This window comes from Escherichia coli DSM 30083 = JCM 1649 = ATCC 11775, from assembly GCF_003697165.2.
GTDB lineage: Bacteria > Pseudomonadota > Gammaproteobacteria > Enterobacterales > Enterobacteriaceae > Escherichia > Escherichia coli.
This window is the reverse complement of record NZ_CP033092.2, coordinates 718,536-733,206: the sequence shown is the minus strand read 5'-3', so window position 1 is coordinate 733,206 and position 14,671 is coordinate 718,536. Positions and strand designations below refer to the sequence as shown.

Genomic DNA, 14,671 nt, shown 5'->3' with positions numbered 1-14,671 from the left:
GATCAGCAACGTTCAAATCATATTGCACGACGATCGGCTATCCGAGGACACCCACAGTAAGGCAAGGTATGGAACAGGTTATTACAAAGCGCCGCTATTACGATATTGGTCTACAGATTGAAGAGCTGCTGTATTCAGGCGTATTTAAGGCCGGAGAACGCTTACCTTCAGAACGTGAACTGAGCGAGCGGTTTAATACCAGCCGAACTACCATTCGTGAAGCCATCATTATGCTGGAACTGAAAGGCGTATTGAATGTGAAGCAAGGGTCAGGGATTTTCTTTGTCGACTCCACCGATAAGCTCAACCAGAAATCATTAATGCCCTATTCAGAAATTGGCCCGTTTGAACTGTTACAGGCACGTCAGGTAATTGAGAGCAATATTACCGGTTTTGCAGCCAGCCAGATTAGCTTTAACGAGTTACAAGAGTTAAAGAAAATCATTAGTTTGCAGGAAAACGCTATCGCTGCGGAAAGTGATAGATTTGAAGACCTGGATCACCGATTTCATAGCATTATTGCCGAAGCGACGCAAAATCGGGTACTCATCAAACAAGCTGCTGAATTATGGCGGGCAGTTCGTACAGAAAACCCCCGCTGGAAGAAACTTAACTACAAGTACCTGCATGAAAAGCATTTGCGTCTGCAATGGCTGGAAGATCACCGGGCTATTTTCCTGGCTCTGCAACAGAAAGATTCAGAGCTCGCCAGGGAAGCGTCCTGGAGACATCTGGAAAACAGCAAAAATGAACTGATCAAAATCTTCAAACAAGACGCTTCCATCAGCGATTTTGATGACTTTTTCTTCGCTCGTTAACCTTCATTAGTCCAGAGCTGGCGGGAAAAATAACGCCGGCTCTGCCTTTCGCCCTCCACTGGTACACGCTCTCTTTTTAATTGGTCTAATAAATCGACTATCATCAGATATCTTAGATTAGCGGCAATTATCCTAAAAACTGACCTCTAAAAAACTTTCCTTTCATTTTATTCATATAACTCATTGATACAGATATAAATAACGCCTTGTTGTTCTGTTTCGTACTTTTACCTTTCTCTGCAAGCGTGATGCATCTCTCTGTTTTTGGTCTAGTGAATTATGTAAATTGGTCTACACACAAGTCGTCAGGAGTAAGAGCATAATGTCAGGGAACGAAAGTATCGCTGCCGCCCACTATGATCAGGTAACCACCTGGCCTCGGGACGGGTTACAGGCAGATATTGTCCATATTGGTTTTGGCGCTTTTCATCGCGGACACCAGGCTGTCTACACGGATCTCGCTAATCAACTTTCGGACACCCGCTGGGGGATCTTTGAGATCAACCTGTTTGGTGATGCTCAACTGATCGAAAACTTAAATGCGCAAAATGGGCTGTTTTCGGTTGTGGAAACATCTGCATCGCAATCTACCTCACGCCTTGTGCGTTCGGTGGCTGGCGGTATTCATACCCCCAGAGATGGCATTGCCGCAGCAATCCATAAACTGGCTGAACCTCAGGTAAAAATCGTTTCATTAACTATCACCGAGAAAGGCTATTGTCTCGATCCGCAAACGCGATCACTTGATCTCACCAATGGATTAATCAACCACGATCTACAAAATCCGGATGCGCCTCAGTCGGCTATTGGCGTGATCGTCTGTGCTTTGCAACAACGTAAAGCGGCAGGACTCGCCGCTTTTAGTGTGCTCTCCTGTGACAACTTGCCAGACAATGGGCATCTGACGCGCAATGCCGTTCTCGGTTTTGCCCGACAACTGGACCAGCCCCTGGCTCAGTGGATCGAAGAAAATGTCTCATTTCCAGGCACGATGGTCGATCGCATTGTTCCGGCAATGACTGAATCGCAATTCGCCTTACTGGAAACTAAAACCGGTTATGCCGATCCCTGCGGGATCGTCTGCGAATCATTTCGTCAGTGGGTTATCGAAGATAATTTTGTGCGCGGACGACCGGAATGGGATAAAGCCGGCGCGATGTTTGTCAGCAATGTTCAGCCTTATGAAGAGATGAAGTTACGCATGTTAAATGGTAGCCATTCATTTCTGGCTTATAACGGCTCACTGGCTGGCTATGAGTTTATCTGGCAATGCATGGAAGACGCTAATTTTCGTTCCATTACCCACCAACTGATGATTAATGAACAAGCCCGAACACTTAATCCAGACTTAAATATCAACATCCAGGAATACGCCGACCTGTTAATTGAACGCTTTAGCAACCGTAACGTTGCACACCGTACCGGGCAAATAGCCATGGACGGTTCACAAAAGCTTCCCCAGCGTGCACTGACGCCCTGGCTGAAATTGCATCAGCAAAAACAAAACAATGCTGTTCTGTCACTGCTCGTTGCTGGTTGGTTGCATTATGTCATTGATGCTGTTGAGAAAAGCCAGTCTGTCGCTGATCCAATGAATGACCAATTTCAGGCGCTAATAAAGGAACAACAAGACGCATGGCAACAGGCGCTCGCATTACTGCACCTTAGCGCCATATTTGGTGATTTAAGCAACCATCAGCCATTTATAAATGAAATAAAAATCGCCTTTGCGAATATAAAAAACAAAGGCATCAAGGCCACCATCAGCCAATTATTATCGGATGAGCAGAAATGAAAACATTAATTTGTCAGCAGCCTGGCGTTATGGAATATGTGGAAAAGGATATTCCCACACCAGCAGATAATGAAGTGCTGTTAAAAATCAAAGCTGTGGGTATTTGTGGTACGGATATTCACGCTTTTGCCGGCAGACAGCCTTTTTTTAGCTACCCACGTGTATTAGGTCATGAAATATGCGCCGAAGCGGTTTCGCGAGGCAGCCAGTGCCAAACAGCACAATCAGGCCAGCGCTATTCCGTCATCCCATGCATTCCGTGTGGCGAGTGCGCAGCCTGTCGGGAAGAGAAAACGAACTGTTGCGAACGTGTTTCGCTGTATGGCGTGCATCAGGATGGGGGTTTTAGTGAGTACCTTGCGGTACGTGAAGACAACCTTGTGCCTCTCCCTGACGAGGTCAGCGACAGTGCCGGAGCATTGGTTGAATGTTTCGCCATTGGTGCACATGCCGTTCGTCGGGCAGAGATCAAGGCTGAACAAAACGTACTGGTGATTGGCGCTGGGCCAATCGGTCTGGCTACCGCAGCCATCGCCAGGGCTAAAGGGGCACATGTTGTTGTTGCTGATATTGACTGTCAACGTCGCCAGCACGTTGTGGATCATCTGGCAATTAATGTCTTCGACCCAACACAGGAAGGTTTTATTGCCGCGCTTAGTGAAGTGTTTGGCGGCGAACTGGCTTGCGTAGTCCTGGATGCGACGGGAAATAAAGCTTCAATGAGTCATGATGTCAATCTTATTCGTCATGGCGGCAAAATTGTTTTCATCGGTTTGTATATTGGTGAACTTGTTATTGACGATCCGACCTTCCATAAAAAAGAGACAACGTTACTCAGCAGCCGCAATGCCACACGGGAAGATTTTGCGTTGGTGATTGAACTGATGCGCAGCAATAAAATTCACGAAAATTTAATGAAAAACCAGGCGTTCAATTTCTTTAGTGTTGGCGAAGATTACCAGCGTAACGTTGTAGAAAATAAAAATATGGTCAAGGGTGTGATCACTTTTTAAGGGAACAAATATGACAACTGTTTATGTCAGTGAAGAAAATTTAAAATCACTGGTGCACCACAAATTACATACCGCCGGGCTGGATACCGACACCATACAACAGGTGACAGATGTTTTAGTACATGCCGATATTACCGGTGTGCATTCACATGGTGTTATGCGTGTCGAACATTATTGCACCCGCCTTGCTGCCGGAGGGTTAAATAAAGCCCCGCAGTTTAGCATTGAGCAAATTTCACCGTCAGTGGCCATTCTCGACTCTGACGACGGAATGGGGCATTCCGCATTAATTAGCGCCACTGAGCACGCTATTAAACTGGCCCAGCAAGAGGGCCTCGGTTTTGTTAGCGTTAAAAACACGTCTCACTGTGGTGCGTTATCTTATTTTGCAGAGATGATCACCCACAAAGGGTTGGTTGCTATCGTAATGACGCAAACCGATACCTGTGTGGCTCCCCATGGCGGCGCCGAGCGCTTTTTGGGAACTAACCCCATCGCCTTTGGTTTCCCGGTGGAAAACAGCCATCCGATGATTGTTGATATGGCGACCAGTGCCACGGCTTTCGGCAAAATACTTCATGCAAAGGAAACCGGAAAACATATTGGTGAAGGGCTGGCGATAGATAAAAACGGTTATGGCACCACTGATCCGTATAAGATTGAAAACCTGCTACCTTTCGGCCAACACAAAGGTTCAGGCATTGCACTGGCTATTGATGCACTGACTGGCGTGCTGATGAATGCGAATTTTGGCAACCATATTGTTCGCATGTATGGTGATTATGACAAGATGCGTAAGCTGGCAAGTTTGGTTATTGCCATCGATCCGAAAAAGCTCGGCAATCCTGTTTTTGCAAAAACTATGGCGAAAATGGTCACGGAGCTGCATGCCGTTAAACCGGCTCCTGGTGTCGAAAAAGTGTTAGCGCCGAACGATCCGCAAATGCACTACAAAGAAAAATGCCAACAGGAAGGTATTCCGGTTCCGGCAGGAATATTCCATTATCTGGCAGAGAATTAATCACTATTTTTTATTATAACGATAGAAAAGCGCTGTATTTATCGTTTCTGTTATATTAACCAGGAGCAGGATATGAAAGCACTTCGTCCTCTGACGGCATCGCTTATGCTGTTAACCAGTTGTTTATTAATATCTAATACCACACTGGCAAAAACAACATTAAAACTGAGTCATAATCAGGATAAAAGCCATGCTGTCCATAAAGCATTAAGCTATTTAGCGGATAAAACCAAAGAGTATTCTAATGGTGAATTAGTTATTCGCATTTACCCAAATGCGACATTAGGTAATGAGCGTGAATCACTGGAATTAATGAACTCCGGTGCATTACAGATGGTTAAGGTTAATGCCGCATCACTAGAATCATTTGCTCCGGATTACAGCCTTTTCAGTCTGCCGTTCTTATTCCGCGACCGTGATCACTATTATCGTGTTCTGCAAAGTGATTTAGGTAAAAAAATACTTAATTCATCAGAAAGAAAAGGTTTTGTTGGTATTACGTACTATGACGGCGGTGCGAGAAGTTTTTATTCCAATAAACCGATTACAAAACCTGAAGATTTAGCGGGAATGAAAATCAGGGTTCAACAAAGCCCCAGCGCCATTGCAATGATGAAAGCACTCGGTGGTGTCGCTACCCCGATGGCGCAAGGCGAACTCTACACCGCACTTCAGCAAGGTGTGGTTGATGGCGGAGAGAACAATACCGTTGTCTATGCCGATATGCGTCACGCCGAAGTCGCAAAAGTCTATTCACGTGATGAACACACCATGGTACCTGATGTGTTAATTATCAGCACCGACGTGTTGAATAAACTTGGTGATAAAGAGCGCACGGCATTATTAAAAGCAGCCGATGAGTCAATGATGCAGATGAAGGACGTCATTTGGCCTGCGGCTGAAAAAGAAGCCTACGACAAAATGAAAGGGATGAACGCAACAGTTGTTGATGTTGATAAATCCGCTTTCAAAGAACGCGTCAAACCGTTATACGATGAATTCAAGGCGAAAGATGCACAATCAGCCAAAAACCTTGAGCTAGTAGAAAGTATGTAACCCTAATGGGCAGGTAATTCCTGCCTTTTCATGGAAGACTTATGCGAACACTCACTCATATTCTTAATAAGATCCTTGCCGGATGTTGCTGCATTATTCTCGCCATTATGGTGTTCTGCGTAACCTGGCAAGTTATTGCACGTTTTATTTTTAACGCTCCCAGCACTGTGCTTGATGAGTTCACCCAGATTTTATTTATGTGGATGATTTTGCTTGGCGGTGTATATACTGCGGGTTTAAAAAAACATCTGGCCATTGATTTGTTGGCTCAAAAACTTCCGGCTGCATCTGTTCTGACGCTTGACAGTTTTATCCAAATTATTATTACGGTCTTTGCGGTTATTTTCATGATCTATGGCGGGAATATTGTTGTTGAAAAAGCACAACATGTTGGACAAATCTCTCCAGTATTAAAATGGCCAATGGATAAAGTATATTGGGTTATGCCTGTCAGTGGGCTTATTCTGGTCTGGTATTCAGTAATGAATATTATTGACAACTATCGTAAACGGAATTCTCATTAACGAGGGAAATATGGAATTTGAATATATCTACCCCGTCTTAATTTTATTTGGCAGTTTTGCCGTCATGCTGGCAATAGGTGTGCCAATTACTTTTGCGATTGGTCTTTCTTCGCTGTTATCTATTATTACTGCCTTGCCACCCGATGCCGCCATTTCTGTTATTTCACAAAAAATGACTGTAGGGCTGGATGGCTTTACGCTATTAGCCATTCCCTTCTTCGTGTTAGCCGGAAACATTATGAATACCGGTGGTATAGCCAGACGACTGGTTAACCTGGCGCAAGCATTAGTTGGGCGTCTTCCTGGCTCACTGGCTCATTGTAATATCCTCGCGAATACACTGTTTGGTGCGATTTCAGGTTCAGCCGTTGCGTCAGCCGCAGCGGTAGGTGGGATTATGTCACCACTGCAAGAAAAAGAGGGATATGATCCGGCGTTTTCAGCAGCGGTTAATATTGCCTCTGCCCCCATTGGCCTGATGATCCCACCGAGCAATGTGTTGATTGTTTATTCCCTCGCCAGTGGCGGGACTTCTGTCGCTGCGTTGTTCTTAGCTGGATATCTGCCGGGCATCCTCACCGCTGTTGCCTTAATGTTTGTAGCTGCACTTTATGCACGACGTCACCATTACCCAGTGGCCGAACGCATCAATTACCGTCAGTTTTTACAGGTATTCCGCGAATCAATTCCTAGCCTGATGCTTATTTTTATCATTATTGGCGGTATTATCGCAGGGGTATTTACGCCCACAGAAGCATCAGCAATAGCGGTAATTTATAGTTTAGCCCTGGCGATGATTTACCGGGAAATCACTCTTAAGAAGCTCAATGATATTCTGTTAGATTCGGTAGTAACCAGTTCAATTGTTCTGTTACTGGTAGGCTGTTCAATGGGAATGTCATGGGCCATGACGAATGCTGATGTTCCTGAGTTGATCAACGAACTGATTACCCGCGTTTCGGATAACAAATGGGTCATTCTGTTTATTATCAATATCATTCTGTTGATCGTCGGTACCTTTATGGATATCACGCCGGCGATCCTGATATTTACACCTATTTTCCTGCCGATCGCCCAGCATCTGGGGATTGATCCGATTCACTTCGGCATAATTATGGTTTTCAACTTAACCATTGGCCTTTGCACACCACCTGTCGGCACCATTCTGTTTGTGGGGTGCAGCATTGGTAAGGTCAGTATCGACAGGGCAATAAAACCATTACTGCCGATGTTTCTGGCATTGTTTGTAGTAATGGCAATTATTTGTTATTTCCCGCAGCTTAGTCTGATGCTGCCAGGATTATTTTCGACCTGATACACAATGAAGACTGCATACTGAGTAATTTTCAATGCCCCACCACTCTGTGGGGCATTGAATTGGTCCATTACGGTACCGGATTGACCAACAGTTGCCCAATCGAGCCACGGTCCGCCATTTCCAGCGTCTGACTGTTGAAGTAGAACGGGAAGTGCGCCCAGGAAGGCTGACCGAAATAAACAAGCAGCTCCACTTGTCCGTCAACCCAAACGGTATCTTTCCAGCCTCTGTCTTCCGGGAACGGCATCGCGCCATTCACGTTACGGATCTGGAACATCACGCCTTCAATATGGAACGCTTGCGGCTCGTCCGCGCGCACCGTCCAGCGTTCCCACGTTCCTTGCTGCGCAGTAACATCAATACGGTTGACGTCCCACAACTGCCCATTAATCCCCGGGTCATCACCCAGGCTGATATCACGACTTCGAATCGGCGAACCGGCCATGATTTCAGTTGGCAGCAAGCGCATCGGAAGACTGTCTGTGACCAGCGGCAGAAGGCCGGTTGGGCGCAGCGTTAGCACCAGCGTAGAAACCAGAATGCTGGATGGCTCAAAGAAGCCACGAATACGATCAACAATGCTCGCCGCTTCGCCACAGGTAATCGACACTTCATCACCGTTGCTCATATCCACCAGAATCTCACGACGCTCGCCCGGTGCCAGCGAAAGTTGCTTCACCGATACAGGAGCGGGCAGGAATCCTTGATCGCCAGAAATCACATGTAACGGGCGACCATCGCTCATCTGTAGTTGATAGCGACGAGAGTTCGACGCGTTCAACAGACGCAAGCGCACCCAGCCACGCGAGACTTCAACGTACGGGCTTTGTACACCGTTAACCAGTAGCGTATCGCCAACAAAGCCGCCGCTTCCCGGTTCGTTATATTCTGGCGTACCAAAGTTATCCAGCCGTTTATCCTGAATAATGACAGGAAAATCATCCACACCATAATGGTTGGGGATAGGCAGCGATTTACTGACTTCATCTTCCACCAGCCACATTCCGGCAAGGCCGTTATAAACCTGCTGAGCCGTGCGGTTGGGAGTATTGGCGTGATACCACAGAGTAGCTGCGTTCTGGCGAATGGGCAGTACGGGTGCCCAGTCAGCATTTGGCGACATCATCCGTGCCGGACCGCCCATCAGCGGGCCAGGTACCTGTAGCCCGGCCACCGTCATTGAGACATTTTCTGTCAGGCGGTTGCTGTAAATAAGCTTAACATCGTCGCCCTTCCAGACGCGGATAGTCGGCCCCAGGTAACGACCATTGATTCCCCAAACCGACGCGCGTGTCCCTGGCGTAAATGACCAGTGCGCACGTTGTACAGTCATAAACAGCGGTTGCCCACGGCGAGATTCAAGCAGCGGCGGAACGGGTAGCGGTTGCTGTTGCCCGGCTGCGCTGGCCTTCAGGGGAACAGCGCCTGCACAAAGTGCAATCCCCGATGCCTGAATGAACTGACGCCGACTGAGTGACATATTTGCTCCATGTAAAACTGGCTAAAGTAATACCGTGCAGGAAAGTGTTCCCCGCAAAAATACAGATTGCCGACTTAAACTTTTCCGGCGGCTTCGCGTTCTGCGACTTCTTTATCGAGCTCGGCGATTTTTTGTTCCATTATCGAACGACAATGGGCAGCCAACTCGCGAACCTGATCTTTGCCATACTGACTGACGTCAATTGGCGGCAGCATTTCGACAATCACCAGACCGTTGTGTAGCCGATTAAGATTAATCTTATTCGAAGTTGTAGAGACGCACACGGGTATAATCGGGACGCCCGCCGCAATTGCCGCGTGAAATGCCCCGGTCTTGAACGGCAGCAGGCCGCGACCACGGCTGCGGGTTCCTTCCGGGAACATCCAGATGGAAATACGGCGTTTTTTGAAGTGATTCACTACTTCCGCAATAGTGCCGTGAGCTTTAGTGCGATTGTTTCTGTCGATCAATAAGTTGCCGGTTAACCAGTACAACTGCCCGAAGAAGGGGATCCACAGCAAGCTCTTTTTACCTACCGTCACTGTCGGCGGCTGCACAATGTTCGATGCCGTCACCATGTCATAATTGTTCTGGTGGTTAGCAATATAGATAGCATTGCCGTAGCTTTCAGCGTCTGCAGGTTTGCGGCACTCCACTTTCAGGCCGAAAAGCGGCGCAAGACGGCCAAACATATGCCCAAAGGTGGCCACATGTTTCGGGTTACGCGGGCTGAAAAGGCAGTAAATGGAGCCGAATACACAGACTAAGATGCTGTAAATCACGGTAATAATAAGACGAAAGATATATAGCATAACACCCTCTGAAGGTCTGAGAGACTGGCATTGTACGTCACCTGAAAATCAGGTTAGGGCATTGTTAAAAGCCGCTCTCTGGAAAAGCGTATTGTTAATCGCAACGCATGAATAAACAACGGTTTCAAGGGAATTTTTATCGTTTCCGGGGGTTGAATACGCTGCCGGATGACGACTTAACGTTTCATCCGGCGTTCCTTGCAAGCGGGAGGAAACAGCGCCCTCCCCGGCATATTACTCTTCGCTATCACCGCTGCTGGCACGGCGAGGAGAGTCGATCTCAACACGATCGATACGCTGCAAACCGCGCATCAACGTACCGCGGCGTCCACGTTCGCCAGCGACTTTCTGTAGCTCTTCCGGACGCAGTTTAATTTTGCGTTTCCCAACATGAATGGTCAGCGTGCTTTGCGGCGGCAGAACGTACAGTTGCGCCAGGCCATCCTCGCCACGCGCGGCTTCTGCCGATGGAATGTTGATAATCTTGTTGCCTTTGCCCTTCGACAGCTGCGGCAGATCGCTTACCGGGAACATCAACATACGGCCTGCCTGAGTGATTGCCAGCAGCATATCGGAAGCATCTTCAATCACCACCGGCGGCATAACATGGGCATTTTCCGGTAAGGTGATCAAAGCCTTACCTGCACGGTTACGCGCCACCAGATCGTTAAAGGTGCAGACGAAACCGTAACCCGCATCGGAAGCCATCAGCAGTTTCTGATCGTCGCTTTCCATCAGCATATGGTCAACGGTCGCTCCAGGCGGCAACGTTAATTTGCCGGTGAGCGGCTCGCCCTGACCACGCGCCGACGGCAGCGTAATCGGGTCGATGGCATAGCTACGACCGGTGGAATCAACAAACACTACCGGTTGGTTGCTCTTACCTTTCACCGCCGCTTTGAAGCTATCGCCCGCTTTATAATTCAGGCCCGGCGCGTCGATATCATGGCCTTTAGCGCTGCGTACCCAGCCCATCTGCGACAGCACAATGGTGACAGGTTCAGACGGCAGCATGTCGTGCTCGCTCATCGCTTTCGCTTCTTCGCGTTCCTGCAACGGCGAACGACGTTCGTCACCGTAGGCTTGCGCGTCTGCCTGCAGTTCTTTCTTCAGCAGGTTATTCATTTTACGCTCGGAAGCCAAAATGCCCTGCAACTGGTCGCGCTCTTTTTCCAGCTCACTCTGCTCACCGCGAATCTTCATCTCTTCCAGTTTGGCAAGATGACGCAGTTTCAGTTCGAGGATCGCTTCCGCCTGGGTTTCCGTAAGGCCAAACCGCGACATCAGCGCCGGTTTCGGTTCATCTTCATTACGAATGATCTCAATCACTTCGTCGATATTGAGAAACGCCACCAGCAAACCTTCGAGGATATGCAGGCGCTTGAGGACTTTCTCCAGACGATAGTTCAGTCGGCGGCGCACGGTATCGCGGCGGAACACCAGCCATTCGGAGAGGATTTCCAGCAGGTTTTTCACCGCCGGACGACCATCCAGACCGATCATATTGAGGTTAATGCGATAGCTCTTTTCCAGATCGGTGGTAGCGAAGAGGTGGTTCATCACCTGATCCATATCCACGCGGTTGGAGCGCGGCACAATCACCAGACGGGTCGGGTTCTCGTGGTCAGATTCATCGCGCAGATCGTCAACCATCGGCAGCTTTTTGTTGCGCATTTGCGCAGCAATTTGCTCCAGTACGCGCGCACCTGAAACCTGATGCGGCAATGCGCTGATAACCACCGCGCCATCTTCTTTCTTCCAAACCGCGCGCATACGCACTGAACCACGTCCGTTCTCGTAGATTTTACGAATCTCGGCGCGCGAAGTGATAATTTCCGCTTCAGTCGGATAATCCGGCCCCTGCACGATATCCAGCAGCTGATCGAGCGTGGTTTTCGGCTGGTCGATTAATGCGATTGCCGCCTGAGCCACTTCACGCAGGTTATGCGGTGGAATATCGGTCGCCATGCCGACGGCAATACCGGTGGTGCCGTTAAGCAAAATGTTTGGCAGACGGGCAGGTAGCATTTTCGGCTCCTGCAAAGTGCCGTCGAAGTTTGGCACCCAGTCAGCCGTCCCCTGCCCCAGCTCGCTCAATAGCAGCTCGGAATATTTCGACAACCGGGATTCGGTGTAACGCATTGCCGCGAACGATTTCGGATCGTCCGGCGCCCCCCAGTTCCCCTGACCATCAACCAGCGGATAACGGTAAGAGAACGGCTGCGCCATCAGGACCATCGCTTCATAACAGGCACTATCGCCGTGCGGATGGTATTTACCCAGTACGTCACCGACGGTACGGGCCGATTTTTTAAATTTGGCGCTGGCATTCAGGCCCAGTTCAGACATCGCATACACAATGCGCCGCTGAACGGGTTTCAGACCATCACCAATAAACGGCAACGCACGGTCCATGATCACGTACATGGAGTAGTTTAAGTAGGCGTTTTCCGTAAATTCATGTAGCGCAAGGCGCTCTGCCATATCGCTCATTAATTCTGATTCCTCAACTTATTCGCCAGCCTTCAAAGGGGCAATATTGCCGGAGATACTACATTATCTGCCGCGTCGAGTCACAGGAGATCAGCGTGAATAGCGCCGCCGGACGTGCTCCGGCGGCGATAAAGGCATCAATGTGCCTTGATATACAACTCTTTGCTGTAGACATAATCCTGGGGATTATGCAGCGGAAAACCGCCAACGTAGGGTTTAAGCAGTTTGATTAACGGCTGATAGTAGATGGGAATCAGCGGTGCCTGCTGGTTGATGATCACTTCTGCCTGCTGATACAACGCATTACGCTTTGTCGCATCAGTGATCTGCGTGGCCTGGTTTAGTAAGGCGTCATACTGCGCATTTTTCCAGTGACCGACGTTTTCTTCACTATCGCTTTTGAGCGTGTTCAGGAAGCTGGAGGCATCATTGTACGTCGCATCCCACGACTGCCGAGACAGCATAAAATCACCGGCTCGTCGGGCATCAAGATAGGTTTTCCACTCCATTGTGCGCAGCGTCACCTGTGCACCCAGCCATTTTTTCCATTCGGAAGACAACGCTATCGCGGTCTTTTCATGCAGATCGTACTTGTTGTAGAACAGCTCAAAGCGTAGCGGATGAGAGGCGTCGTATCCCGCCTGTTTCAGCAAGACTTTTGCCATCGCGACGCGCTCACTCATTGGCTTTTGCAGTTCATCGAACGTCGTCGCGCTAAAGCCTTTTACCTCTGGCGGCGTCAGCGTGGTTGCGGGCGTTCTCAACCCCAGTACCTTTTGCGCAATAAGCTGTCGATCAACCGTAAGATATAGCGCCCGACGCACCCGCACATCGTTAAATGGCGGTTTCTCAAGGTTAAAGTTGTAATATTCGCTGTTCAGACGCGGGATAATTCGTAGCTCGCCAGGCTGTGATTTTTCAATGGCGGGAATTTGCTGCGCCGGAACCCAGGTGAGATCGACCTCTCCCGCGCGATAGCGGTTATAGCCGGTGACCGAATTATCCAGCGCCAGATACTCAACCTGTTGCAATACTGTATGTTGCGCATCGCGGTACTTTGGATTTTTGCGTGCAGTAATCTTTTCGTTAACTACCCATTTATCAAGCACAAAGGCACCGTTGTAAACCATGTTCTCTGGCTTACTCCAGCTATCGCCATGTTTAGCGATGACATGATGAGGAACCGGGAACAGCGTCGGCCAGGCGAGCATCGTCGTGAACCAAGGAACTGGCTGCTCAAGCGTAACTTCAAGAGTACGATCATCCGTCGCTTTGACACCCAGCGATGTAACATCTGCTTTACCCGCAACAATAGCCGCGGCATTGTTAATGTGCGCCTGTGCCAGATAGCCAGCAAAAGGGCTTGCCGTTTTCGGGTCAACCGCGCGCTGCCAGCCGAGGACAAAATCCTCTGCCGTCAGAGGCTGACCGTCTGACCACTGCAAACCGCTACGCAGATGGAAAATATAGCGCTTGCCGTCGTCAAGTATCTCCCAGCGTTCAGCCTGAGCGGGCTGCACCTGGCCTTCACCGTCCATCCATACCAGACCTTCAAACAGATCCAGCACAATCTGCGCGGCAGTATTCTCCTCTACCTTTTGCGGGTCGAGCGTGCCTGGGTCGCTATGATTGTTGTAACGAAAGACTTGTTGCGGGGCGAGCGGTGTGTTGGCGGGAACGTCAGCAGCGTAGAGAGGAGCCGCACTTACCAGGCTGACCAGCCATAATAAATTTCGCGTATACATGGTATTCCTTACCGGAGAAATTATAAGCCCGACAACAATACGCCTGTGGCATTGTTTGCTCAAACTTATCGCGAGTGATTTGGCTCACACTCCGGTAAAGATTCCCCATCACGCCAACGGCACATAAATATCCGTTTCCAGTCGCCGCTCTGTCATCCCTTCGGCAAGATTGGTGTAGTGAAACAGGATCGGGGCTTTGCGCATTTTTTCGCCGCTTGCAGGTAGCCAGTGGCGAATGATGCCCCATATCGTGTGTGAAATATCGTCCAGCTCGCCAACATGGCGGGCAACAGCATAACGCCCACCGGTAAGTTCGCCATTACTCACGCCATAACGATTATCGGGGATCGGTTCGCTAACGCTGCCGCAGATATCAAAGCGAAACGCTTCCGGTGCGGTGGTGGCAGGGTCGTCCCAGGCGACGCCAAAAGTCTGGCTTTGGTTAACAGGAGAAAGCCCCGTCTCTTTACGCCACATGATAAATTTCGCCACGCTATAGTTGAGCAACTCAGGGCTACAGCGGTGCGGCAACATCGCCACAGGGATTGATGGGAAATCGATAATATTTACATCCAGTGTCAGGTTTGTCATTTTGC

12 protein-coding genes are annotated in these 14,671 nt (G+C 49.1%); 7 read left to right on the top strand and 5 right to left on the bottom strand.

The annotated features are described in order from the left end of the window. The first annotated feature begins 68 nt into the window (after window positions 1-68). The 7 genes from EAS44_RS04370 to EAS44_RS04340 all read left to right on the top strand — a co-directional run bounded on the left by EAS44_RS04370 (window position 69) and on the right by EAS44_RS04340 (window position 7,542). Window positions 69-818, top strand: a complete 750-nt coding sequence (locus EAS44_RS04370; RefSeq protein ID WP_000438655.1) for a FadR/GntR family transcriptional regulator — start codon at window positions 69-71, stop codon at window positions 816-818. A gap of 322 nt (window positions 819-1,140) precedes the next feature. Continuing rightward, entirely contained in the window at window positions 1,141-2,613 is a 1,473-nt protein-coding gene (locus EAS44_RS04365; RefSeq protein ID WP_001331680.1) for a mannitol dehydrogenase family protein, read from the top strand. Beyond that, window positions 2,610-3,626 (top strand): zinc-binding alcohol dehydrogenase family protein, encoded by a 1,017-nt coding sequence (locus EAS44_RS04360; RefSeq protein WP_000853926.1) that lies wholly within the window; start codon window positions 2,610-2,612, stop codon window positions 3,624-3,626. The genes EAS44_RS04365 and EAS44_RS04360 overlap by 4 nt, the downstream gene beginning before the upstream one ends. Window positions 3,627-3,636: 10 nt before the next feature. After that, a complete protein-coding gene (locus EAS44_RS04355) occupies window positions 3,637-4,647 on the top strand; it encodes an Ldh family oxidoreductase (RefSeq protein WP_000214536.1) in 1,011 nt (336 codons plus the stop codon). Between the two features lie 72 nt (window positions 4,648-4,719). Then, on the top strand, window positions 4,720-5,703 hold the full coding sequence (locus EAS44_RS04350) for a TRAP transporter substrate-binding protein (RefSeq protein WP_000645959.1): 984 nt from the start codon (window positions 4,720-4,722) through the stop codon (window positions 5,701-5,703). 41 nt (window positions 5,704-5,744) lie between these two features. Continuing rightward, entirely contained in the window at window positions 5,745-6,227 is a 483-nt protein-coding gene (locus EAS44_RS04345) for a TRAP transporter small permease (RefSeq protein ID WP_001259754.1), read from the top strand. Window positions 6,228-6,237: 10 nt separating this feature from the next. Further along, a complete protein-coding gene (locus tag EAS44_RS04340) occupies window positions 6,238-7,542 on the top strand; it encodes a TRAP transporter large permease (protein ID WP_001298381.1) in 1,305 nt (434 codons plus the stop codon). 70 nt (window positions 7,543-7,612) lie between these two features. Here EAS44_RS04340 and ftsP read toward each other — a convergent pair whose 3' ends face one another. From ftsP to ygiV, 5 genes are all read right to left on the bottom strand, one after another. Continuing rightward, window positions 7,613-9,025 (bottom strand): cell division protein FtsP, encoded by a 1,413-nt coding sequence (gene ftsP, locus EAS44_RS04335; RefSeq protein WP_000059395.1) that lies wholly within the window; start codon window positions 9,023-9,025, stop codon window positions 7,613-7,615. A gap of 74 nt (window positions 9,026-9,099) precedes the next feature. Beyond that, window positions 9,100-9,837, bottom strand: coding sequence for a 1-acylglycerol-3-phosphate O-acyltransferase (gene plsC, locus EAS44_RS04330; RefSeq protein ID WP_000965712.1), 738 nt, complete (start codon window positions 9,835-9,837; stop codon window positions 9,100-9,102). A gap of 234 nt (window positions 9,838-10,071) precedes the next feature. Then, a complete protein-coding gene (parC, locus tag EAS44_RS04325; protein WP_001281888.1) occupies window positions 10,072-12,330 on the bottom strand; it encodes a DNA topoisomerase IV subunit A in 2,259 nt (752 codons plus the stop codon). A 137-nt stretch (window positions 12,331-12,467) separates the two neighbouring features. Further along, window positions 12,468-14,075: an ABC transporter substrate-binding protein gene (gene ygiS / locus EAS44_RS04320; RefSeq protein WP_001350728.1), complete on the bottom strand. Its 1,608-nt coding sequence runs from the start codon at window positions 14,073-14,075 to the stop codon at window positions 12,468-12,470. 108 nt (window positions 14,076-14,183) lie between these two features. Beyond that, window positions 14,184-14,666 (bottom strand): AraC family transcriptional regulator, encoded by a 483-nt coding sequence (gene ygiV, locus EAS44_RS04315; RefSeq protein WP_000183493.1) that lies wholly within the window; start codon window positions 14,664-14,666, stop codon window positions 14,184-14,186. Window positions 14,667-14,671: the final 5 nt, after the last annotated feature.